Origin of the sequence: Actinomadura meridiana (assembly GCF_039537545.1) — a bacterium.
GTDB classification, from domain to species: Bacteria; Actinomycetota; Actinomycetes; order Streptosporangiales; family Streptosporangiaceae; genus Spirillospora; species Spirillospora meridiana.
Map to the genome: position 1 here is coordinate 410725 of NZ_BAABAS010000015.1, position 22591 is coordinate 433315.

Annotated in this window: 17 protein-coding genes; 3 read left to right on the forward strand and 14 right to left on the reverse strand. The window is 70.2% G+C overall.

Features of this window, described 5'->3' with window-relative positions:
• The first annotated feature begins 46 nt into the window (after window positions 1-46).
• Complete coding sequence (locus ABD808_RS23090) at window positions 47-445, forward strand: ATP-binding protein (RefSeq protein WP_344900048.1); 399 nt, start codon at window positions 47-49, stop codon at window positions 443-445.
• Entirely contained in the window at window positions 424-819 is a 396-nt protein-coding gene (locus tag ABD808_RS23095; RefSeq protein WP_344900050.1) for a hypothetical protein, read from the forward strand. The genes ABD808_RS23090 and ABD808_RS23095 overlap by 22 nt, the downstream gene beginning before the upstream one ends.
• A gap of 503 nt (window positions 820-1322) precedes the next feature.
• On the opposite strand, the gene ispG is transcribed toward ABD808_RS23095, so the two are convergent.
• The 14 genes from ispG to ABD808_RS23165 form a co-directional block, all read right to left on the reverse strand.
• Complete coding sequence (gene ispG, locus ABD808_RS23100) at window positions 1323-2483, reverse strand: flavodoxin-dependent (E)-4-hydroxy-3-methylbut-2-enyl-diphosphate synthase (protein WP_344900052.1); 1161 nt, start codon at window positions 2481-2483, stop codon at window positions 1323-1325.
• 29 nt (window positions 2484-2512) lie between these two features.
• On the reverse strand, window positions 2513-4546 hold the full coding sequence (locus ABD808_RS23105) for a 4-hydroxy-3-methylbut-2-enyl diphosphate reductase (RefSeq protein WP_344900054.1): 2034 nt from the start codon (window positions 4544-4546) through the stop codon (window positions 2513-2515).
• A 298-nt stretch (window positions 4547-4844) separates the two neighbouring features.
• Window positions 4845-5990 carry an AfsR/SARP family transcriptional regulator gene (locus ABD808_RS23110; protein ID WP_344900056.1) on the reverse strand — a complete coding sequence of 382 codons (1146 nt, stop codon included), beginning with the start codon at window positions 5988-5990 and terminating at the stop codon, window positions 4845-4847.
• Between the two features lie 714 nt (window positions 5991-6704).
• Window positions 6705-9065, reverse strand: coding sequence for a LuxR C-terminal-related transcriptional regulator (locus ABD808_RS23115; protein WP_344900058.1), 2361 nt, complete (start codon window positions 9063-9065; stop codon window positions 6705-6707).
• A complete protein-coding gene (locus ABD808_RS23120; protein WP_344900060.1) occupies window positions 9062-10060 on the reverse strand; it encodes a class I SAM-dependent methyltransferase in 999 nt (332 codons plus the stop codon). The genes ABD808_RS23115 and ABD808_RS23120 overlap by 4 nt, the downstream gene beginning before the upstream one ends.
• Entirely contained in the window at window positions 10057-11205 is a 1149-nt protein-coding gene (locus ABD808_RS23125) for a DegT/DnrJ/EryC1/StrS family aminotransferase (RefSeq protein ID WP_344900062.1), read from the reverse strand. Before ABD808_RS23125 ends, ABD808_RS23120 begins: the two co-directional genes overlap by 4 nt.
• Window positions 11206-11228: 23 nt before the next feature.
• Entirely contained in the window at window positions 11229-11753 is a 525-nt protein-coding gene (locus ABD808_RS23130) for a cupin domain-containing protein (RefSeq protein ID WP_344900064.1), read from the reverse strand.
• Window positions 11750-12865: a type III polyketide synthase gene (locus tag ABD808_RS23135; RefSeq protein ID WP_344900066.1), complete on the reverse strand. Its 1116-nt coding sequence runs from the start codon at window positions 12863-12865 to the stop codon at window positions 11750-11752. Before ABD808_RS23135 ends, ABD808_RS23130 begins: the two co-directional genes overlap by 4 nt.
• A gap of 140 nt (window positions 12866-13005) precedes the next feature.
• Window positions 13006-14688 carry a prenyltransferase/squalene oxidase repeat-containing protein gene (locus ABD808_RS23140; protein ID WP_344900068.1) on the reverse strand — a complete coding sequence of 561 codons (1683 nt, stop codon included), beginning with the start codon at window positions 14686-14688 and terminating at the stop codon, window positions 13006-13008.
• 79 nt (window positions 14689-14767) lie between these two features.
• Window positions 14768-14995 (reverse strand): hypothetical protein, encoded by a 228-nt coding sequence (locus ABD808_RS23145; RefSeq protein WP_344900070.1) that lies wholly within the window; start codon window positions 14993-14995, stop codon window positions 14768-14770.
• Window positions 14996-15067: 72 nt separating this feature from the next.
• Window positions 15068-16030, reverse strand: coding sequence for an aromatic prenyltransferase (locus ABD808_RS23150; RefSeq protein WP_344900072.1), 963 nt, complete (start codon window positions 16028-16030; stop codon window positions 15068-15070).
• Window positions 16031-16211: 181 nt separating this feature from the next.
• A complete protein-coding gene (locus ABD808_RS23155; RefSeq protein ID WP_344900074.1) occupies window positions 16212-17753 on the reverse strand; it encodes an FAD-binding oxidoreductase in 1542 nt (513 codons plus the stop codon).
• Window positions 17754-17790: 37 nt separating this feature from the next.
• On the reverse strand, window positions 17791-19557 hold the full coding sequence (locus ABD808_RS23160; RefSeq protein ID WP_344900076.1) for an FAD-dependent monooxygenase: 1767 nt from the start codon (window positions 19555-19557) through the stop codon (window positions 17791-17793).
• 38 nt (window positions 19558-19595) lie between these two features.
• Window positions 19596-21167, reverse strand: coding sequence for a class I adenylate-forming enzyme family protein (locus ABD808_RS23165; RefSeq protein WP_344900077.1), 1572 nt, complete (start codon window positions 21165-21167; stop codon window positions 19596-19598).
• 131 nt (window positions 21168-21298) lie between these two features.
• Between ABD808_RS23165 and ABD808_RS23170 the strand changes: the two genes are divergently transcribed.
• Entirely contained in the window at window positions 21299-22498 is a 1200-nt protein-coding gene (locus ABD808_RS23170) for a 4-hydroxybenzoate 3-monooxygenase (protein ID WP_344900079.1), read from the forward strand.
• Window positions 22499-22591: the final 93 nt, after the last annotated feature.

Sequence of the window (22591 nt, forward strand, 5' to 3'; positions counted from 1 at the left end):
GAGTTGATGTGGGCAGTCAAAGAACCGACTTCAAAGGTCGCCAAAGATGCCCAGTACTGCCCAAGCCCCAGAGGTGCACACGCTCACCCTCCTTCCCACCGTCAATGCACCGAAGGCCGCGCGTGACTTCGTCACGAAGTGCTTCTGCGATCTGGGGATCGCAGACGACTACGTAGGACGGACCGTGGTTAGCGAACTCGTAACCAATGTCCACAAGCACGTCAAAATCGGACAGGTCGTCGTTCGAGTCTTCGAGGACGAGCAAGACGGGTCCGTGGTCGTGGAGGTCTGGGATTCGGGTGAAAAGATGCCGGTCGTTCGAGAAGTCGAAGGGTCGGCCGAGTCGGGACGCGGCCTCTACATGATGTCGATGCTCGTCCGTGACTGGGGCGTACGACTGACCAGTGAAAGGGGCAAGACCATATGGGCGAAACTCGACCGTTGACCGTCCGGGCGCAACGGCGCATGCTCCGGCTGCGCACGCATCTGGGACGCTCGACGGCCGTGCGGTACCTGGACACGCTCAGCGCCGCGCTCAAGCCGTTGGGGTACCGGGCCGTCCGGCTCTACCGTCCCGACGAGTTTCCGGTCGCGTTGCCCGCGTTCTGGGAACCGTTCCTGTGGGTGTACGTCCCAGGTCCGCGCAGTCATGTGGGGACGGTGGTGAACGCCCGCGCCGTGCCCAATCAGATGTGGGCCTACCACGAGGCTCGGCGCGGCAGGCACGGCTATCTGTCCCCTTGCGGAGACGTCAAGGCGGCGGCCGAGGAGGTCGACAAGCTCCTCAAGGACCGAATGTATCCAGGTAACCCCTGGTGAGACTTACGAGGGACGTGTTTCCGCCTTCCTTTGGCACGTCCCTCGTGTCTGGAGATGACACGCAGGGAAGGCCCCTCGGCTGGGGAGCCGCAGAGGGGCCGGTGTCATCTCAGGGCCTCCGTCCCTGTCCCGTTCGGTTCCGCACGAACAGGGACGGAGGCCCCACGCCGTCGACGCGACGAAAGGTGGAGGAAGTTGCCGTTAGTCAGTGCCGAGGAGCAGCGCCAGCGGGAACGCTGGGGCTGGATCGCCGTCGTTCACTGCGAAAGCGGTGGGCCGTGGGTCAACGCCACACGGGCGGCGCAGGTCTGCGGGGTTTCCACGGGCAATCTCCGGCGATGGGCCGAACGGGGGGTCATCAGTGTCATCCGTGATCCAGGCCACCATCGCCACTACTACCTCCCTGAGATGGGGGTCATCGCGCTGCTCGCGGCGGCCAGGGGGGAACCCGCGAGTTTGACCATGTTGACCAACCACCTCGCGGTCGTGTTCGCACCAGGGGCCTAGACGGTGATGACCTCTGGCTTGCCGGTTGGGGTGTTGCTGGCGGACGCCTCTTCGGCTAGGCGGAGGGCCTGGTCTATCAGGGTTTCTACGATTTTCGACTCGGGGACCGTTGTGACGACCTTGCCCTTGACGAAGATCTGGCCCTTGCCGTTGCCGGACGCTACGCCGAGGTCGGCCTCGCGGGCCTCGCCGGGGCCGTTGACGACGCAGCCCATCACGGCGACTCGGAGCGGTACCTCCAGGCCGTCCAGGCCTGCGGTGACCTCTTCGGCCAACTTGTAGACGTCCACTTGGGCGCGGCCGCAGGATGGGCACGAGACGATCTCCAGGCGGCGGTCTCGTAGGCCTAGGGACTCCAGGATCGCGATGCCTACCTTGACCTCTTCGGCGGGCGGTGCCGACAGTGACACGCGGATCGTGTCGCCGATGCCCTCCGCTAGGAGCGCGCCGAATGCGACTGCGGACTTCACCGTCCCCTGGAACTGGGGTCCGGCTTCGGTGACCCCTAGGTGTAGTGGGTAGTCGCAGGCTGCGGCCAGTTTGCGGTATGCGGCGATCATTACTACCGGGTCGTGGTGCTTGACGGAGATCTTGAGGTCCTGGAAGCCGTGTTCCTCGAAGAGTGAGCACTCCCAGAGGGCCGATTCCACCAGGGCGTCCGGGGTCGCGCTGCCGTGCTTGGCGAGCAGTCTTTTGTCGAGCGAGCCCGCGTTCACGCCGATTCGGATCGGTACCTCGGCGTCGGCGGCGGCCTTCGCGATTTCGGCCACCTTGTCGTCGAACGCCTTGATGTTGCCAGGGTTGACGCGTACCGCCGCGCATCCGGCGTCGATCGCCGCGAACACGTAGCGCGGTTGGAAGTGGATGTCGGCGATTACCGGGATCTGTGATTTTCGGGCGATCTCCGGGAGCGCTTCGGCGTCGTCGGCGGACGGTACTGCCACTCGGACGATCTGGCAGCCCGAGGCCGTCAGCTCCGCTATTTGTTGGAGGGTGGCGTTGACGTCCGCTGTGACTGTCGTCGTCATCGACTGCACAGTTACTGGGGCGCCGCCGCCTACGAGGACCGCTCGGTCGTCGTGGCCGAGCTTCAGTTGCCTGCTCTTTCTGGTCGTGGCGAGTGTTCGCGGTATCCGCGGGAGTCCGAGATCCACCATTGGTGGGCACCTTTCGTTGGAGGTCGTCGTCAGCGGTCGCGGTAGGCCACGCGTTCGGCCATCTCGCCGAGGCGGCGCCGCCAGCCGTCGGTCAGTGGCGCCGAGTCGAGGGCCGCGCGGGCGGACGTGACGAGCAGGTCGATGCGTCGTTCGATCTCGTCCCGGACACCGGAGGCGACCATCGCGGCGTGCAGTCTGGACGGATCCCAGCCGCCGCCGTCCAGGCCGTCCGCGACGAGTCGGCCCACCTCGGCGTCACTGGTGGCGGCCAGGGCGAGCAGGAGGTTCATGCGGTGTTCGCGGACGTCGAGACCGGCGGGCTTGCCGGTCGTCGCGGAGTCGCCGAAGGCGTCCAGCAGGTCGTCGCGCAGCTGGAACGCCTCCCCGGCGGCGTCGCCGTACGCCTCGAACGTCTCCTGGAGGTCGGACCGTCCGGCGATGGCCGCGCCGAGCGCGAGCGGACGGTGGATGGTGTAGCGGCCCGACTTGCACACCGCGATCCAGCGGGCGAGGTCGGCGTCCGGGGCGGGTTCGGCGGCGAGGGCGACGTCCAGCTGCTGGCCGATGATCATTTCGGTGGTGAGGTCCGTCCAGACCTCCCTGGCGCGTGCTGGGAGGTCGCGGGTGAGCCGGTTGGCGTAGCCGAAAGCCAGGTCGCCCGCCAGGATGGCGACGCCCTCCCCGTAGCGGCGGGCCTCGCCGACCCAGCCGCGTTCCGCGTGGACGGCGGCGTGCCGCGTGTGGGCGGTCGGCACCCCGCGCCGGGTGGGGGAGTTGTCCAGGATGTCGTCGTGGATGAGGGCGAAGGCGTGCAGCAGCTCCAGTCCGGCGGCCGCGGCGGCCACCGCGTCCTCGCCGCCCATGCCGCCCGCGGCGAGGTAGCCGCTGACGCAGAACGTCGGACGCAGCCGCTTGCCGCCCGCCGCGACCAGCTCCGCGACCGCTTCGACCGGGATCGCCGCGCGGGCGTCGACGGCGCCCCAGCGCGAGCACTCGGCGCTGAGTAGGTCCTCGATGAGGGTCGTGGCGCGGGCGAGCAGCAGTGTGCTGGTCGTGTCGTCCTCGGTGTCGTCGTCGGCCGCGCCCGTGCCGTTGGTGGACGTGCGTTGGAGGCCGGACGGCAGTTTGAACACGACCGTCTCGCTGGCGGTCGCCTCGGTCTCGATGTCGGTGAAGCCGAGGTCGCCGAGCCGTTCGATGACCTCGTCGACAAGCACCTCCGGCGCGCTCGCCCCGGCGCTCAGGCCGACGGTGCCGACGCCGTCCAGCCAGCCAGGGTCGAGCCGGTCGGCGTCGGGCAACAGGTGGGCCTGGGAACCGGCGGCCCGCGCGACCTCCACCATCCGGATCGTGTTGCTTGAGTTCGCCGAGCCGACGACGAGCACGAGGTCGCTGCGCTTGGCGATCGCCTTCACCGCGTTCTGGCGGTTCTGGCTGGCGTAGCAGATGTCCTCGCTGCCGGGGCCGGTCAGCTCCGGGAAGCGCTCCTCCAGGATCGACACGATCTCGGCGGTGTCGTCCACCGACAGCGTCGTCTGGGTGAGGTAGGCGGCGGGCACCCCGGGCGGAAGGTGGACGCGCCTGGCCTCGTCGGCGTCCTGGACGATGATCGTGCGGTCCGGGGCCTCCCCGAAGGTACCCTCGATCTCCTCGTGGTCGGCGTGCCCGACGAGGATCAGTGTCCGCTCGTCGCGGGCGAACCTGCGGGCCTCCTGGTGCACCTTGGCGACGAGCGGGCACGTCGCGTCGATGACCGTGAGATGGCGCCGGGCGGCGTTGCCGCGCACCTGCGGGGACACCCCGTGCGCCGAGAAGATGCACACCGCGCCGTCCGGGACCTCGGTCTCCGAATCGACGAACCTGGCGCCCCGCTCCTCAAGGCGGCGCACCACGTGCTCGTTGTGCACGATCTGCTTGCGCACGTACACCGGAGGGCCGTGAATCTCCAGCGCGCGTTCCACGATCTCAATAGCCCTGTGCACACCGGCGCAGAAGCCGCGCGGCTCCGCGAGAATGACCTTCTTGCCGCCCGATCGCGGTCTGTTTTCCAGCACGGTAGCCATAAACAAAAGCGTGCGGAACGGGAGAGGCCAGGGTCAAGGACGGCAGTGGGGCAACATATTGTCACAAGGGCCTTGCCATCGGATTCTCGGCCACGCCGTTTCATCCGCACGGCAGACTTGCGGGCATGCCGAAATGGATGGACAATGAAAATGTGAACAACGATCGGCGGCGGGTCGGGAAATGGTCGCGGCGTGGCGTCCAGGACGCTCGTGGTGCGGCGACCCGGTATGGGCGGCGATCGTGATCGTCGCCCATACCGGGTCGCCGGGCACTCGGTCGTGCGGGCGGTCGGCCGTCCTAGAAACCGCCTCCGGGCAGCGGGCGCCAGTCCAGCGCCGGAGCGTGGTTCAGGATCTCGTTCTCCAGATGCTGGAGCGCCGGACGCGGGTCGATCCCGAGCTCTTCCGCCAACCGTTTCTGGTTGGTGCGGAGCACGGCCAGGGCCTCGGCCTGCCGGCCGGACCGATACAACGCCAGGCTCAGCAGCTCACAGCCGTACTCGCGGAGCGGGTGGGCCTGCGTGAACGCCTCCAACTCGGCCACCGCCATCTCGTGGGCGCCGACGGCCAGCAGCGCCGCGCAGCGTCCCTCGATGACCGACAGCCGCAGTTCCTCAAGCCGGGCCACCTCGGGCCGCACGTAGGCGGTGTCGGCCACCTCCGCGAAGGCTTGCCCGCGCCACAGCGTCAGCCCCGCCTCGAACTCGCGGAGCGCCTGCTGCGCCCGGCCCCGGTCCAGCGCCCGCCAGCCCGCGGTGGCACGTTCGCCGAAACGGTCGATGTCGACCTCGACGACGCGGTTGTCCAGCAGGTAGCCGCGGCCGAAGGTGCGCAGGACCGTCGCGGGCGTGCGCGGCGCGCGGTCGGGTTCCAGTACCCGCCGCAGGTTGGCCACGTACGCCTGTAACGAGGTGATCGCCGATGGCGGGGGGTTCCCGGTCCACAGCTCCTCGACGATCACGTCGACGGCCACGGGCTGCCCCACCTTGCTGATCAGCACGGCTAGCAGCGCGCGCTGTTTGGGCGCCCCGAGGTCGACCAGCCGTCCCGCGACGACCGCCTCGATCGGGCCGAGGGCGCGGAACTCCGCCATGGGACGTGGCTCGTCCGACGCCCGCTGCGGCCTTGCCGGGGCCCAGTGCATGGGGTCGGCCGGTACCCGCGAGGTGGGCGGGATGAGGTCAGTGCCGCTCGGGTTGCCCGGTCCGAACTCCAGAGCGGGGGGCGCGGGTCGGACGTCGAGATCGAGTTCCTTGGCGAAATAGACTTTGAGAATCTCGTTGGCGCGCCGGAGTTCCCGCACTTCGCGTTCCAGCTCCGCGATGCGCCGCGCGTCCCCGTTGCCGGGATGGGCCGGTCTTCTGCCATTGGAGTGTGACTGGTGCGGACCGCCCATTTTAGCGCCGATCACCATTGTGTCGAAGTTGGTCCCGTCGTTCCTCATCCGTGAACTCCCAACATCTCACCGCGTGTCCGGGGCGTCCGACCGGAGCGGGACGGCGGGCCTGCCCCGCCGTGGAGCGCGGCGACGGTGCGGAGTGCGGAGTGGTCGCGGAGTGCGGAGTCGTTGTGGAGAGCGGAGAGTATATGTCGCCGAAAAACAGCGACATATAGTGGACAGCCGTGGATGGCGACGTTCACCGGGCTCGTCGAAGATAACTTCGTAATGCGGCCGTTATGACCGCAGCCGAGATCCGGCGCTGCGTCAAAACACTGCATTTCGCAGCCCCCGTTAAATTGTTTTCCAGCCCCCGAAGCCGGCTCAGTCAATGTAGCCGCGAACCGTTAACCAGTCAATGTACGGTACGTGAATGACTCATTGCGTTGCGTATTGGCTATTGCCATCCCCAGTAGGTTGAGCACTCCAAGACGTTGTTGTCAATGCGATTTCATTGTTGGCCTGCCTCGGCCAGCGAGGTTTTGGGGCTTTCGGGCGTTTTCGCAGGTTGGTGCCCGGTGGGGTGCGCGCGGCCCGGGAGCGGTGGGGCGGACGGCGGGTAGCAATAAATTGTCATGCGGCCGCCATCGCGATTCTCGGTGGCGCCGGATGCATTGCCGGAGGGCGCCCGCTGTTTCCGCCGTGGTGATCGTCGACATGGCTCGAAGTGATCATCAAAGGTGGCCGGGAGGGCACCGGCTAATGATCACATTCGGTGACTCACCACGCGGACAGCCGCCGGGTCACCTGGACCCTGGACTGGCAGCCGAGCTTGCGCATGACCTTCCGGAGATGGTTCACGACGGTCCATTCGGCGATCCCGAGCCGCCGCGCGATGACCCGGTTGGTCAGCCCCTCGGCCACCAGCAGCGCGACCTCGAGTTCCCGCTTGGTCAGCACGGCCGAGACATCGGCGGGCACGGCGGGACCGGTGGCGCCCGCCGGGGGGTCCTCGTCAGGCACGAGTCGCAGCGCCTCCTCCCAGGTCAGCCCGTCGCCGGAGTGCCGGGCCCGGGCGTAGTCGGCGGCGGTGAGCCGCTGGCTCGCGGCCGCCAGTACCGGCATGATCAGCTCGCCCAGCGGCCGTGGGCGCCGTGGCCCGAGCCGCCGCCGCAGCCGGTCGGCGAGGCCCAGCGCGGCCACGAGCAGGCTCCAGTCGCCGACCCGGTGCCACTTCCACAGGGTGATCGCCAGCAGTTCCAGGCATTCGGGGCGTTCCGGGGCGTCCGGCAGGCCGCCGAGCCGTCCCGCCGCGTCGGCGAACAGGGCCCTGGCGTCGGCCGAGTCGCGGTCCAGCCAGCGGACGCTCGCGAGCACGTATCGCGCGATCGCCGCGCCGTCGCCGTCCTCGCGGCCGAGTTCCGCCGCGAGCGCGGCCCCGGCCAGCTTGTTGGCGCCGCTCAGGTCGCCCGCCTCCCGGAGGGTCGCGGCGAGCTGCCGGGTGAGGCGTGGCCGCATGGCCGCCGCTGACTCCGGGTCGGCCTGGTCGCAGCTCTGGGCCGCGAGGACGGCGAGGCCCTCTTCGAACCGGCGCCGCGCCACGTCGAGATCCCCGGCCGCGTACGCCGCGTCGCCAAGGAGTGCCAGGCATCGGACGGCACCGTCGTCGTCCACCGTCCGGTAGGCGTCCCTGGCCTTTTCGAGGTGGCCGTGCGCTGCCGCCGAGCCCAGCCGCAGCGCCAGGTCGCCCGCCGTTTCGAGGGTGCGGGCGTGGAGCCGCAGGTCGTCGACGCCCGTGCGCAGCGCCTCCTCGGCCAGCCGCAGGTACTGTCCCGCCCGCGTCGTCCCGGTGGACTGCACGGCCAGCGCGTTCGCGATCACCGCCATGGCGTTTCCCTCCGCCGCTTCGCGCCAGTAGTCGAACGCGGCCAGCAGGTCGGCCCGCAGGTCGAGGCTGGGGCGCCCGGTTCCGGACGGCTGTCGCGCGGCGGCGGCCGTGCGGAAGTACACGCCGTGGGCGCGCCGGAGCGTCGGATGGACGGGCAGCCGGGCGAGCGACCTGGCCGCCGCGAGCCGGACGCCGTTCGGAATCGCGAGGATCAGCTCGCCGTGCCGCCGCTCGCCCGGGACGAGCACGCTCTTGTCGAAGAGGCGCTCCATCGTCCGGTAGGTGGCGCCGTCGAAGCCGCCGACCACCTCGGCCGCCGCCCGGGTCGTGAACGGGCCCTCGAAGATCGCCAGATGGTTGAGCAGCATCCGCTCGTCGGCCCGGAGGCGGGCGAACGTCCACGACACCAGGTCGCCGACGCTCGAATGGCGCGAGTACGGGTGGCGGTCGATCCGGTGCGGCTCGCCCGGCCCGCGTTCGAATCGTTCCAGGATCAGTTCGGGTTCGGCCAGCGTGACCTGTGAGGCGGCAAGCTCGATCGCGAACGGAAGCCCGCCCGCCAGCCGGACCAGCGCGAGGACGAACCGCGCGTTCTCGGCGGTAAACGCGAAGTCGGGCCGCACCGACCGCGCGCACTCCACGAACAGCTCCACGGCTGGGACCCGGGCGACGGCGTCCAGGTCGTCCTCGATCGTGTCGCCCGTGGGCAGGGGACGGAGCCGGACGACCCGTTCCCCGTACAGGCCGAGCCGGGTCGTCCCGACGGCGACCATCCGTAACCGGGGGCAGCACTGGCGGAACTTGGCGAGGAGCGGCGCGAGATCCTCGGCGACGTCCTCGTAGTGGTCGAACACGACGGTGTGCCCGCCCGCCTCGACCCGGTCGAGCACGCCCCGGACGAGCGGGGAGTTCTCGTGGCACTGTTCCCGAAGCCGCCGCAGCACGAGCCGGAACGCGGGGACATCGGCGACCTGCCCGAAGTCGAGGACCTCGGCCGTCCCGCCGGACTCGGGACGGCCGAAGGACTCCATCACCAGGCGGCTCTTGCCGACCCCGGCGGGGCCGGTGACGGTGACCAGCCTGGCGTCCGGGGCGGCCAGCACGTCGTCGAGCCGTTCCAGGTCACCGGCGCGGCCGAGGAGCGCGGTCGGCGCGGTGCCGAGATACCCGGCGGGGCTCACCATCCCGCCGAAGAACAGCTCGGCGAGCTCCGCGCCCTCCCCGCGTTCGATGGCCGCGCCGGTGGTCTTCACCGGGCGAAGACCAGGGTGGCCGGGGACGGCGTGGTCTGGAACGTGACCTCTTCGAACCCGGCCTTGGTGAGCCAGGCGAGGTAGTCGGCGCGGCGCCAGGTGCTGCCGTGCCTGCTCTTGAGCAGCATCTCCCCGGCGAACGTCAGCGGGTAGGCGGGTCCCGAGCGGTCGTCGTCGACGACGTAGTCGGACACGACCAGCGTGCCGCCCGGCCTGAGCGCGCTGCGGACCTTCGCGAAGATCGCCACGTTGTCCTCGGGGCCCTCCTGGTGCGCGATGTTGGAGTACACCGCGTAGTCGTAGTGGGAGGCGCCGAAGTCGGTGGTGTGGAAGTCGCCGTCGAGATGGGTGACGCGGTCGGCCACGCCGCGCTCGGCGAGCAGGCGGCGGGCGATGTCGTTGATCGGCGCCCAGTCGAGCTGGGTGGCGCGGGCGGCGGGGTTGAGCCCGAGCCAGACGGCGGAGTAGACGCCGGAGCCGCCGCCGATGTCGAAGATCGAGATCTCCCCGGCCTCCGCGATTCGGAGCTTCTCGGCGGCGATCGTCGCGACCGGGACCGACTGTGCGGCGAGGGCCTGGATGAGGTCCTCCCAGTGCGGGTTGTCGGCCACCTCCACCACGGCGTCCGTCACCGGCCCCCCGGCGCGGACGACGTCGGGCAACCGCGCCAGCGAGCCCATGTGGCCCATCTTCACTTTGGCGAAGCCGCTCAGGCAGGTCGGCTTGCCCTCCACGAGGAAGGCGGACGCCTCGGCGGTGTTGCGGTAGCGGCCGCCGTCCACCTCGACGAGGCCCATGCCGACCAGTCCGTCGAGCAGTGCCTGCGCGCCCCGGGGCGAGATCCCGGCGCGGTCGGCGAGGTCCTCGGCGGTGGCCGGGGCGTCCTCGATGTGGGTGAACAGCGACAGGCTCGCCGCCGTGCCGAGGATGCCGGTGGCCCAGTAGCCGGTGATGAGCCGCATGATCCGATCCGATGTCGGCTGCTCGCCCGTCATGCCGCACCTCCCTCGTTGTCGGCGTGTGCTTGCAGTGCGTCGCGCAGGGCGTCCACGACCCGTTCCGCGTGGGACTCGGTGAGTTCGGCGTGCATGGGAATGGCGAGCTGGCGCCGGAACAGGTCTGCCGAGACCGGGCACGACTGGTCGGTCTCGTAGACGGGCTGGAGGTGGCTCGCCCACGTGCCGTGCCCGCAGCCGATGCCCCGGGCGCGCAGGTCGGCGGCGACGCCCGCGCGGTCGACCGCCGGGTCCAGCGCGACCAAATAGGACTGCCAGGCATGGGTGCGGTCGCCGGGGACGTGCGGCAGCGTGACGAGGTCCTCGTCTTTGAGGAGTTCGGCATAGCGTGCTGCCACCGTGCGGCGCCGCTCCAGCATCTCCTCGGCGCGGCCGAGCTGCACCTGGAGGATCGCCGCCGCGATGTCGGACAGCTTGTAGTTGTAGCCGATCTCCAGGAACTCGGGGATCGGCAGGCCGATGACCTGGGCCTTGTCGAAGATGCTGCCGATGCCGAAGGACGAGCGCAGCCGCGCGTCCGCCGCGAGCGCGGCGTCGGCGGTGAGCAGCGCGCCGCCCTCGCCGCTGGTGATGCCCTTGCGTCCGTGGAAGGACAGGCAGGCGACCGGTGCGAGCGAGCCCGCCGGGCGTCCCTGGTAGGTCGCGCCGACCGCGCAGGCGGCGTCCTCGATGAGGAACAGGCCGTGCCGTTCGGTGATCGACGTCAGTTCGGCGTAGTCGGCGGGCAGCCCGACCGTGTCCACCGCGATGACCCCGACGGTGCGCGAGGTGACGAGGTCCGCCACTGCCTGCGGGTCGACGGTGCCGGTGTCGGGACGGACGTCCGCGAACACGGGCACCGCGCCGACGTACCGGGCCGCGTGGGCGGGCGCCGGGAACGTGTAGTCGGCGACGATCACCTCGTCGCCCGGCTCGACGCCGAGCGCGAGCAGGGCCAGGTGGAGCGCGGCGGCGCAACTGCTCAACGCGACCGCGTCGCCGACGCCGTAGCGCGCGACGAGGTCCTTCTCCAGCGCCTTGCCGCGCGGGCCCTGACCGGCGGTCCAGTCGGAGGCGAAGACCTCCTCGACGGCCGCCAGTTCCTGCTTCCCCAAACTCGCGTGCACCAGGGGGATCGAATCCATTGTGGCCACCTCCGGGGGGCGTTTCAGGAGACCGGCGGCCCGTAGCGAAGCGGCGTGATCTGCTGGACGTCGTAGCGGTCGCGAAGTTTCTGCACGGCACCCGAATCCACCTGCGTGCCGTTCGAGAAGATGTCGCAGATCTCCTCGAAATAGCGTTCGTGGTCGGGCGGCGGATAGGCCTGGAAGAGCATGCGCGTGGGCTTGTCGGTGGGGTTCCTGAAAGCGTGCGGGCAGCCGTTCGGGACGAACATGCAGCTCCCCGCGCCCGCCCGGACGGCCCGTTCGCCGTCGGGGGACTCCCAGTCGTGCCAGGTCTCCCCGGTGCGTTTCACCGGCTCGAACGCGAAGAGTTCGAGTTCGCCTTCGAGGACGTAGAAGAATTCCTTGCCGTTCTCGTGGGTGTGCGCGCCGACGTCGAATCCGGGCGGCACGACGACCTCGAAGCACGACGCGAACGCGCCCTGCGCCCCCGTCGCCTTGAAGATCACTTCCTGCGCCTTGGTGACGAGCTTGCGCCCTTGCCCGGGCGGGACGACCAGGCCGTTCATGCGATCCCTCCTTTGGTGGTGTGCGCGAAGTCGCGTGCCAGGTAGCTCGCCGACGCGGGGATCGCGGTCGACTCCATGTCCCGCGGGGCGTCCGCCGTCCAGCTGCCCATGGCCATCTCGGCGGTGATGCCGGGCCCGAAACCGGCGATGACGCCGGTGGCGCCCGGCATCGTCGTGCCCTCGTCGAACAGCCGCCGCAACGCCTCCAGCACGACGGCGCTGGCGATGTTCCCGTAGTCGGTCAGGGTCGACCAGCTGTGCCGGAACATCGTGTCGTCGACGTCGAGGAACTTCGCGAGGTCCTGGAGGATGCGCGGGCCGCCCGCGTGGATGATGTAGAAGTCGAGCTTGGACACGTCCCAGCCGTGGTCGGTGGCGAGGTCGCGCAGGACGGGGGCGAGCGGCTCCATCGTCCCGGGAACCCGGCGGTCCAGTTGGAAGTGGAAGCCGGTGGCGCGGACCGCGTAGCAGATCCAGTCCTCGGTGTTCGGGATGAGGTACGAGGAGTTGCGCTCCAGGACCACGCCGGTGCCGCCGCGTCCGCGCATCACGGCCGCGGCGACCGCGTCGCCGAAAAGGCCGTCCGACAGCAGCGAGCCGATGTCGTCGTCGGTCGGCTGGTAGCACAGCGAGCACAGCTCACAGGCGACGATCAGGGCGTTGCTCTCGGGGTAGGCCGTGCAGAAGTCGTGGGCGCGGTTGATCGCGGCGCCGCCCGCCGCGCACCCCAGCTGGGCGATCGGGATCTGCCGCGTGTCGGACCGGAAACCCATGTTGTTGATCAGCCAGGCGGTCAGCGAGGGCATCATGAAACCGGTGCACGACACGTAGATGATGACGTCGATGTCGCGGGCGGTCAGGTCCGCGTTCGCCAGGGCCTCCTCGATGACCCCGGGGCACCTCTTCTTCGACTCCAGCTCATAGATGCGGTTGCGCTCCTCGAAACCCGGATGGTCGAGCGCCTTCTCGATCGGCTGGACGATATGCCTCTTGCGCACCCCGGTGTTCTGGATCAACCGAAGCGCCAACGGAAGCTGTGGCTTTCCGGCGTGCACCTTCTTGGCGAATTCCAGGGTGTCTTCCATGGTGATGACGTATTCGGGAACACGCACCGCTGGTTTACATAGAGTCGGCATTCCTGGTATCCACCCTCAATAGATAGGTAGTTCCCCATGGTCTGCACGCGCAGCCCATATCTTGGCTCGACGCGCTTGTCACCGGCTTGGCGTCGACTTGGCCCGGCCGATGGCGGTCACGCCACTCCCTGGAGCAGCGCCGCCCCGCCGTGGACCCGGGAGCGGACGTGGCCGTACGCGAGCAGCACCGGCGCGTCGGTCAGGACCGGGAAGTGGTACGGGAACGGACGGGGCCCGACCATGTCGGGAGGGCCGCTGTATCCGCCGTCGGGGTCCTGGCGGTCGAGCAGCCAGGACAGGGCGCGTCCGACGGGGACGGGATCGGTGCCGTAGCACAGGGTGATCAGGCCGCAGGCCGTACTGATGTCGTCGCTGGGATCGCCGGGCTGCATGCCCCAGCCGCCGTCGTCGTTCTGCGTCTCTCGGACCGTGCGCTCGATCCGCGCGGCGAGCTGGGCGGTGTGCCGGTCGTCCGGGGCCGCGCCGCACGCGGCGAGCCGGGTGCGGAAGATCGTGTGCAGGCGGCTGCGGCTCCACCCCGGCTCGAAACCGCCATCGGGAAGCTGGCTGTCGGCGAGGAACGCCAGCGCCCGTGCCCGCGCGGGCGCGGTGCGGGGATGCGGCGTGAGGGCGTTGACGGCCGCCGCCGTCATGCACGGTTCGGACGACGCCCCGGCGACATAGGTTGGGAAGCCGCCGTCGTCGCCCTGGACGGCGAGCAGCGCGTCCACCCCGCGCCGCACGGAGTCACCGAACGCGACCGGGCCCGTCGCCTGGAGGAACTCCAGGGCGCAGGATGTGTCGTCCACGTCGTTCAACGCCACGTCGGTCGACATCGACCAGCCGTCGCGGAGCGCCGCGCCACGGGACAGGGACGGCCGGACGGCGCCGCCCTGATGCGCGACGAGCATGCCCGCCATCGTCCGCAGGAGGCTGCGCGGGGCACCGGCTGCGGCGAGACCCATCCCGGCGGTGGACGTGCACCAGTTGTGCATGGCCGCCACGAACGGGAATCCGCCGTCGTCGCGTTGGTAGCGGAGGAGGGTTCGGACGCCGTCCCGTACGGTCTCCTCCTGGCCGGGGACACCGGCGAGGCCGTGCAGGGCGAGTATGTGCATGAGCACGTAGCCCTCCCACACCGTGGTCGCGGGATCGACGGCGAGGAGCGTCCGCTGCGCGGCGGCGGTGGCCTCGTTGCTGACACCCGTGGCCGTGGCGAGGATCAGCAGCACCGCCGCCTGCTGGACGGCCGCCCACGAGTGCATCGGGTCGGTGGGCGCCCTCTGGTCGGCCGGGGGCGCCGCCTCGGGCGGCAGCGGGAACCCGAGGACCGACAGCACCGCGTACACCATCATGCGGCGGCGGCCGGAGATGAATCCGGGCGCGGCGCCGAGCACGCCGTCGGTCAGCTTGCCGATCAGGACGTCGTCGTCGGCGGCCTCACGGCCGGTGGCGCGGCCGATGGCGAGCTTGGCGAGGACGCGGTCCAGCTCGTCCGGGGCGTCGTGCTGGGCCTGGAGGAAGCCGAGCAGGCGCCCCCGCGCGGCCGAGTTCAGCCCGGTCCCTTGTGGGGGGACGACCCCCCACGCCCCTCGCGACGGCTCGATGCGTGCCATGAGGGTCAGCGCGAGGGCCGACTCCAGGACGCGGCTCTGGCACTGCTCGCGTAAGGCGCCGTCCGGATCGACCCGGGCGCCGACGTGGGCGAGCAGCCGGGTGGTGGCCTCGCGCACGTGGTCCGGGCTGACCTCGGCGGGCCACGGCACCGGGGGCAGCCGCGTCTCGTCCGGTGGTCTCATGGCGTGCTCCAATCTGCGTTCGGGTCGGGGGATCGGGTGCGCGGGATCGCGCGAGGATCGCGCGAGGATCGCGCGGGGATCAGGAGTCTCGGACCAGGGCCCGGCTCGCGAGGCGGGCCAGCGCGGCGGCGCCCGCCGGGGCGAACGGCGCGTCCCGCAGCGCGGCCTCCGCCTTCGCGTACCGGGTCTGGATCATCCGCTCGACCTCGTCGCGCGCCCCGGTGTCGGCGAGGACGCCGCGCACGGCGGCGGCGTCCGCGTCGTCCGCGTCGTCCATTCCGGTGTCGCCGCCGGACTCGTTCGGCACGGAACAATGAGCAGCGGAATAATGGGCAAGAGTGGGCACGGTCGAACCTCGATGAATTCTTGCGGCGGAAAACTAGACCGGGTCGGCGACGGCGGCCCCGTCGGGCAGCTGCATCATGTCCAGGACCCGGGGCTGCCACCGGTAGTACGACTGGAGTTTGTAATATTCGCCGTGCGGAGACGACGCGACGGCGTAGACGAACTTCGTCCCGGGGTCGGAGTCGCGCACGTGTTTCACGAATCGCGCGATCGCCGGGTCGATCCGGACGGGCAGTTCCTTCGGGTCCCGGGTGGCGACGGCGAAGCAGATCCGTTCGAGCTTCGGCGAATCCCAGCTCAACGTCACATAGATTCCGAACGCCCGCCGGGCCAGTTCCAGCAGGTGCTCGCTCGGCTGTCCCTGGCCGAGTTCGTCGAGCATCGAGCGAATGGTGTCCGGCTCGAAGCATTCGGCGGGCTGCTCGCCGAAGTACACGTTGACGGTTCTGTTGCGGTAGTCGATTCCGAGCAGGCCCGCCGTGTCGCCGAGGCGGTGCCGGGTGAAGAAGTCGATGCTCTCGCCGAGGCTGCGCGGCATCGACGGGATCTCGGCGAGCCGCGCGACTCCTTGCAGGTCACCGCGCCGCAGGACGGTCCAGATCTTCTTGAAGCCGCCGACGACCCCGAAGTCGATCCCGTAGCAGTCGAGCGGGCACCGTTCGGCGATGTCGGCCAGCAGGGAGCCCGCCGGATGGTCGGTGTCGGTGACGAAGCCGTTCGCCACGGCGAGCGCGTACGGGTCGACGTCCAGCGGAATGGAGAAGCGGCAGTCGAGCTCTCCGGCGTTCCGTTCCCCGGTCGCCACCCGGAACGCGATGACGGCGTCGGCGATGGCGTCCCCGTACGCGGTGAGGATGGGCATGACCTTCCCCGGCGAACAGGTCACCTCCAGCAGCCGGGCCGATTCCTCGATGGCGGAATAAAGACCTGACACCGATTCCGCCGGGTGCGCCCCGGCCGTCTCGGTCGCGGCGGTGTTGTCGTCCCTGTGAGCCATGCCTTCAAGGTTCAACCACACATCTTGGCCCCGACTGTTCCGCAAGTTGGCGCCGGCTTGGCGGCAACTTGGGGCGCCCTGAAGATGCCATGAAGGCGCCGCGAAAAGGCAACTGCCCGCACTCGCGCGGTGACACGTCACCGTTGTTCGCGAGCGCGGGCAGATGGATGACTTACGGAGATCAGCGGATGCTCTGCGGGGAACGGAAAACGTTGTGCGGGTCGTACATGCGCTTGACCCGCCTCAGCCGCCGGTAATTCTCCGCGTAGTAGGAGTGCTGCCAGTCCGACAGGCGGGGGTCGATGAAGTTCTGGTAGGACTCACCGTTCGAGTAGGGGTCGATCGCGTCGAAACCCTGGTCGACCCAGCGTCCCGCCACCGCCTTGTCCTCGTCGCTGACCGGCGGGAAGATGTTCGAGGCCAGGAAGTTGACCATGAACTGCGAGTCGCGGTGCACGTACGCGGTGGCGCCGCGCCCCGGCCGGTTGGCTGCCCCCCCGAGCGCGGAGACCTGCACGTGGTGCGTCTGCCCGGCGCGCCGGTCGACGTCGAAACGCGCGAGCGCCTTCGCCCACCCCTCGCGCGGCATCGCCTCGCTGAACATGCGGCCGCGTTCCAGCCCGTACGCGGCCCGGGGGAGCCGTCCGAAGGGGGACGTGTCCGCGCGGTGGCACTGCTCCACCGTGAGGTCCCCGCACTGGTAGAGCCCCATCATGATCTGCTGGTAGGGCGCGACCTGCTTCGGCCGGAACGCCGGGGCCCGGCCGACCAGCGACACGAGCCGGTCGAGTTCGGCGTCGAACGCGGGGCCGGTGTCCGTCGACCCGACCAGGACGTTCGCGACCGGCACCTTGCCCGGCGCGGAGTCGAACAACTGGATGTTGATGCCGGAGCCGATCGTCCACGGGGTGTCGGCGAGCCACCGCGTCCAGCCGTCCAGCATCTCCAGGGCGTCGTCGTAACGCCAGGTGATGCTGGCGGCGGCGTAGTTCGTGAGCGGCGTCGGCGTGACCCGGTAGGACGTCACGATGCCGAAGTTGCCGCCCCCGCCGCCGCGCAGTGCCCAGTACAGGTCGCTGTGCTGCCACGGCGACGCGGTCACGACCTTGCCGTTGGCGAGGACGACCCGTGCCGACGTCACCGCGTCCGCGCCGATGCCGAGGCCGCGCGTCAGCAGGCCGATGCCGCCGCCTTGAAGAAACCCGCCGACCGCGACGGTCGGGCAGTAGCCGGTCGACAGCGCCAACCCCTGCTTGGCGAGCGTGTTGGTGACGTCGACGGTCTGCGCCCCGGTGCCGATCGCCGTGGTGTGCTCGCCGGGCACGACCGCGTTGAGCTTGGACACGTCGATGACGAGACCCGGCGTCGTGGAGTAGCCGCCGTGGCTGTGCCCGCCGCTGCGCGCCGCGACCCGCACGTCGTGGTCCTGCGCGAAGTGGAGGCACAGCGCCACGTCGGCGGTGCGCTCGCAGTACGCGATCGCCCGGGGTTGGACGTCGTCGAACTGCATCTGGTAGAGCTGCTTCGCCTTCGGATAGTCGGCGTCCGACGGCAGCACCAGCCGTCCCCGCAGATGGCGGCGCAACCGGTCCCAGCGGATCCCGGACGTGGGCGTGGCCCGAGCCGGGCCGGGCTGCGCGGTCGCGGGCCCCGCCGTCAGGGGCAGGGTCGTCGCGGCCAGTGCGGCACCGCCGCCGATGACGAAGGATCTACGGCTGATCATAGGTTGACCTCTCAGTGCGGGGACGGACTCGCGCCGCCTACGAAGCGTGGTGGTCGAGGACGCGGGAGACCGCGTTCCCGAGGGCGTCGACGGGGTTGTCGTCGCCGCCCGTGCTGCGCCACGCCACATGGTTGTCGGGACGCACCAGCACGGCGCCCGCGCCGGTGACCTGGCGGACGGCCGCCCAGCCGCCGTCGACGTCGGCGTACTCGGCGCCGTCCCCGACGCGGGCCGTGACGATCGGGACGGAGAACTTCTCCGCCACCCGCTCGGCCGCCTCGCACCACGCCGTCCCCTCCGGGCCGGTGATCAGCACGAAGCCGGTCGCGGTGCCGGTCAGGTCGTGGGTCGACAGGCGGACGCCGTCACGTTCCAGCCACGTGTGCGGCAGCCGGTGCCCGGGACGGGTCGTCGGCTCGTACACGTCGCCCAGCGGCGCGCGCGGGGGCGGCGGGGTCCCGTCGCCCGCGACGGCGCCCACCTCGTAGGCGAAGCCGATCTCCACGTCGAGCGCCTGGCACTCGCCGCGGTGGGTGGCGAAGATCTCGGCGGCACGAGCCCGCTGCGCCGCGCCGGTCGGGGCGGGCGCGAAGTATCCGGCGAACATCAGCGTCCGGCGCTCCGGCGGGACGTGCTGGCCGAGGCCCACGGCGGCGTCGATGACGACCTGGTGGTTGGACGCGGCCGACATCGCCCACCCGATGTTGAACTGCCCGACGGGCTTGCGCTCCGCCTCGTAGGTGTCGAGCAGACCGGCGGGCGCGCGGTCCGCGAGCACGGCGGCCAGCTTCCACGCGAGGTTGTGGGCGTCCTGGACCCCGGTGTTCAGGCCGAGCCCGACCGCCGGGGGCTGGCGGTGCGCGGCGTCACCGGCGAGCAGGACCCGTCCGTACCGGTAGTGCTCGGCGAGCACGGCCTCGACGGTCCAGTTCGTCACCTCGTGCAGGGTCAGCTCCAGCTCCGGCAGGCCGAGGACCTCCCGGATCCGGGCGGTGACCGCCTGCTCGTCGGACTGGTCGATGTCGCCGAGCCGGACGTGCAGCCCCCACTGCTCGGAGTTCTTCCCCCAGGTCGGCCCCATCTCGATCAGGGCGCTGGACAGGTCGGGACGGTACGGGTTGAGGAACCACGTGATGATCGAGCCCCCGGTCCAGTACGCGGACAGGTCGGCGGAGAAGTACACGGTGGTCGCGTCGAACAGGGCGGGCAGGCCCTGCATCTGCACGCCGAGCGCGGGACCGACCGTCCGGCCACCGTCGGCGGCCACGACGTACTTCGCGTGGACCGTGGTGGTCTCGCCGGACTCGACGTCACGGATCTGGGCGACGACGCGGTCGCCCTCGTCGGAGATGGACGTCAGCTCATGGCCGAACAGGATCCGACCCGGGTTGCGCTCCTCGGCCTGGTGGCGCAGCAGCGGCTCCAACCGGACCTGCGGCAGCTTGATCGGCAGGCTCGGCCCGGCCGCCGTGTACCGCTCGCGCAGCGCGCCGCCGCCGAAGGCGTCCATCTCGTGGATCACCTTCGCGTCCAGCATCTCCTCGCCGACCAGCGTGGTCTGCCAGCGCACCGTGCCGAACTCGTCCGGGGACGCGCCCTGCTCGACGACGGCGCCGTCCAGTCCGTGCTGGCGGAAGATCTCCATCGTGCGCTGATTCAGATAGTGCGCCTTCGGCAGGTTCGACGTGTCGGCGTGCCGTTCCACCAGCAGATGCTCGACGCCGTGGTCGGACAGGAAGGCCGAGGCGGAAAGACCGCACCCGCCGCCGCCCACGATCAGAACCGGAACCTCGATTGTCCCCATGTTCGTCCTTCCAGAAGGTGACATTGACTAACCACGGCTCACGTCCGTTCCGGGAGCTCGTCGCGGAGCATGCGGGACAGCTCGATCCGGCGCGTCTTCAGCGTGGCGGTGCGGGGCAGGTCGGCCATCGGGATGTGGACCGGCTCGGCGAGCTGCGGATACTCGGTGACGGCGGCGCTCCAGCGGTCCAGGTCGAGCGGTTTGTCCTTGAACGTGCACACGACCGGTGTCGGCTCGCCGTTCGGTCCGGGCACCACGACGAGTTCGGTCAGTTCTTCCATCCGGTTCAGCACGAGGTCTTCTATTTCCAGGCTGCTGCCGACCCCGGCGATCGCGTCGACCTCGCGGTCGAGCATGTGCAGGCAGCCGAACCTGGTGCGGTAGCCGACGTCGCCGGTCCGCCACCAGCCGTCGTGGACGTTGGCGTCGTACCGCTCCTGCTCGCCGAAGTAGGTCTTGGCGATGCCGTCCCACCTGGCCTCGATGAGCCCGGGATTGGCCTTGGACGGGCGGGCCCCGTCCTCGCTCACGACGCGCACCTTCGCGCTGCCGGGGAGCGGGAAGCCGACGCAGCGTCCGTCCATCCGGCGGACGGACCCGCGGAAGTACGGGCGGCCGACGGCCGGGCCGACCTCGCTCTGCCCGTAGATCTGGAAGTACTGGGGCGTTCGCCGCTGGGACGACGCGAGCAGCCGCCGGATCGTCCGAGGATGCATGGCGTCGAACGTGCTGCTGAAGTACTTCACCGACGCGAACGGCTTGCGCGGGTCGTCCGCGAGGTTCTCCCATGTCATAAATGAGCTGGGCAGCGCCTCGATGAGGCCGGGCCGGTGTTCGGCGAAGAAGTCGGCGACGTCATCGGGCTCGCCCTTGTTCACCAGCAGTACCGGCAGGCTTTTCTGCATGCACAGCGACATCGCCGCGAACATCCGCGAATGCACGAACGAGATGTGGATGGCGACGGTCTCGCGCTTGCGCATCAACGTCAGCAGGAAAAGCTGCGGGCGGAGCCGGGCGCGCATCGTTCGCGGCGTGTGCACGACGAGTTTGGGGAGTCCGGTCGTCCCGGACGTGTGGGTGACCATGGCGGGCTCGTCCAGCCCCTGGAACACCGGCCGGACGGGCGGGGAGTCGGCGAGTTCGGAGAGCGACACGGCCCCGGGCCGGGGCCCGTGCACGGTGATCACCCGGTCGGCGAGGTCGGCCAGCGGGACGTCCGCCAGCGCGTCGAGCTTGGCGTCGTCGGCGAGCAGATGCGGGCGGCCCAGCCGCTCCAGCAGACCCGCGACGGTCGGGGCGTCCAGCGTGTGCGACAGCATCACGGGCACCGCCCCGGCGCGCGCCGCCGCGCTGCCGAGCACCCACACGTCGAAGTTGGCGGACTTGTGGATCACCAGGTGCTGGCCGGGCCGGACCCCGGCGGCGGCGAGCCGCCGCGCCAGGTCGTCGACGTGCCGAGCGACCTGGGCGAACGTCAGGCGCCTTCCCGCGTCGGGCAGGGCGTCAAGATCGTGGTCGAGAACGAGGGGCGTCGAGCCGTTCTTCGCCGCCGCCCGCTCCGGTACCACCCCGAGATAAAGGCCGCGCTTGTGAGTCGGTTTCTGGCTCATAAGGCCCCTCCATCACGCCGTCACTTCCTCGGTCCGGAAGCGCTCACCAGCATTGGCCAGGGGTCTTGGCCAGGACTGGTCGACGGCTTGGCGCCGGCTTGGCGATGGTGGCGACCCCGACCCTTTTCCGGGTGGACGGGGTGCGATACAAGTCGGGGATGCGCGAAAGCACCCAGGTGGTCGTCATCGGAGCCGGTCCCGCAGGGTTGACGTTGGCCACTCTGCTGCGGCGCGCGGGCGTCGACTGCGTGGTTCTGGAGAAGCAGAGCCGGTCCCATGTGGAGCACCGGCAGCGGGCGGGGGTGCTCGACCACGCGGGCACGCGGATCTTCGAGGAGTGGGGCTTCGCGGACACCCTGCTCGCGGGGGCCCCCGAGGACAGCCTCATCGAGATCCGCGTCGACGGAAAACAGCGTCTCCTGGACATTCCGTCCCTGTCGGGCGGCCGGACGGGTCGCATCATCCCGCAGCAGATCCTCGTCACGCGCCTTGTCGCCGCGTTCCTTGACGATGGGGGAGACCTGCGGTTCGAGGCGGACGAGGTGACTCCGCGCGACCTCGACGGCGCCCGTCCCACGGTCGCCTACCGCGACCCGGACGGCACCGCGCACGAGATCGTCTGCGACTACGTCGCGGGCTGCGACGGGTACCACGGCGTGAGCCGTCCCAGCGTCCCGGCCGACGCACTGACCGCCTACACCTACGACCACGGGATCGGCTGGCTGACCGTCCTCGCCGACACGCCGCCGCCCCGGCACCCGCTCTTCGCGATCAGCTCGTCCGGCTTCGCCGCGCAGTTCCCGCGCGGCCCGGCCGCCAGCCGCTACTACCTCGAATGCGCCGTGACCGACGGACCGGACGACTGGGACGACGACCGTATCTGGACACAACTGCGGCTCCGCCTCGGCGACGACGACCTCCCCGCCGGACCGATCACCGAGAAGACCATCGTCGAGATGCGCAGCTTCGTCGTCGACCCGATGCGGTACGGCAGGCTTTTCCTCCTCGGCGACGCCGCCCACATCCTCACCCCCATGGGCGGCAAGGGCATGAACCTCGCGATCGGCGACGCGGACGTCCTCGCCCGCGCGCTGCGCGCCGCCGTCCACGACGGCGACGAACAATGGCTGGACGCCTACTCCGCCACCTGCCTGGAAAGGGTGTGGAACTACCAGGAGTACTCCCGCTGGCTGACGGAGATGGTGCACGAATCCGGTGACGTCACACTGGCCGGAACGTTCCGACGCCAACTCGCCAGAGCCCGCCTGGACCGCCTGTTCACCTCCGACCCGGCGGCCCGCGCCTTCGCCGACCTGATGGCGGGCGGCTGACCCGAGCGCCGCCGGTGTTGCGGGGGCGTTGCGATTCGGCACGGAACCAACACGACCCCTTGCCGGGCCGCCGCGCGGGACTGATCGTCCAGG

Bases quoted from the DNA above. Each gene is read 5' to 3' on its own strand.
- ABD808_RS23160 (WP_344900076.1), bottom strand. From the start codon at position 19,557: ATGGGGACAATCGAGGTTCCGGTTCTGATCGTGGGCGGCGGCGGGTGC.
- ABD808_RS23155 (WP_344900074.1), bottom strand. From the start codon at position 17,753: ATGATCAGCCGTAGATCCTTCGTCATCGGCGGCGGTGCCGCACTGGCC.
- ABD808_RS23105 (WP_344900054.1), bottom strand. From the start codon at position 4,546: ATGGCTACCGTGCTGGAAAACAGACCGCGATCGGGCGGCAAGAAGGTC.
- ABD808_RS23110 (WP_344900056.1), bottom strand. From the start codon at position 5,990: ATGAGGAACGACGGGACCAACTTCGACACAATGGTGATCGGCGCTAAA.
- ABD808_RS23090 (WP_344900048.1), top strand. From the start codon at position 47: ATGCCCAGTACTGCCCAAGCCCCAGAGGTGCACACGCTCACCCTCCTT.
- ABD808_RS23150 (WP_344900072.1), bottom strand. From the start codon at position 16,030: ATGGCTCACAGGGACGACAACACCGCCGCGACCGAGACGGCCGGGGCG.
- ABD808_RS23130 (WP_344900064.1), bottom strand. From the start codon at position 11,753: ATGAACGGCCTGGTCGTCCCGCCCGGGCAAGGGCGCAAGCTCGTCACC.
- ABD808_RS23165 (WP_344900077.1), bottom strand. From the start codon at position 21,167: ATGAGCCAGAAACCGACTCACAAGCGCGGCCTTTATCTCGGGGTGGTA.
- ABD808_RS23125 (WP_344900062.1), bottom strand. From the start codon at position 11,205: ATGGATTCGATCCCCCTGGTGCACGCGAGTTTGGGGAAGCAGGAACTG.
- ABD808_RS23140 (WP_344900068.1), bottom strand. From the start codon at position 14,688: ATGAGACCACCGGACGAGACGCGGCTGCCCCCGGTGCCGTGGCCCGCC.
- ispG (WP_344900052.1), bottom strand. From the start codon at position 2,483: ATGGTGGATCTCGGACTCCCGCGGATACCGCGAACACTCGCCACGACC.
- ABD808_RS23095 (WP_344900050.1), top strand. From the start codon at position 424: ATGGGCGAAACTCGACCGTTGACCGTCCGGGCGCAACGGCGCATGCTC.
- ABD808_RS23120 (WP_344900060.1), bottom strand. From the start codon at position 10,060: ATGACGGGCGAGCAGCCGACATCGGATCGGATCATGCGGCTCATCACC.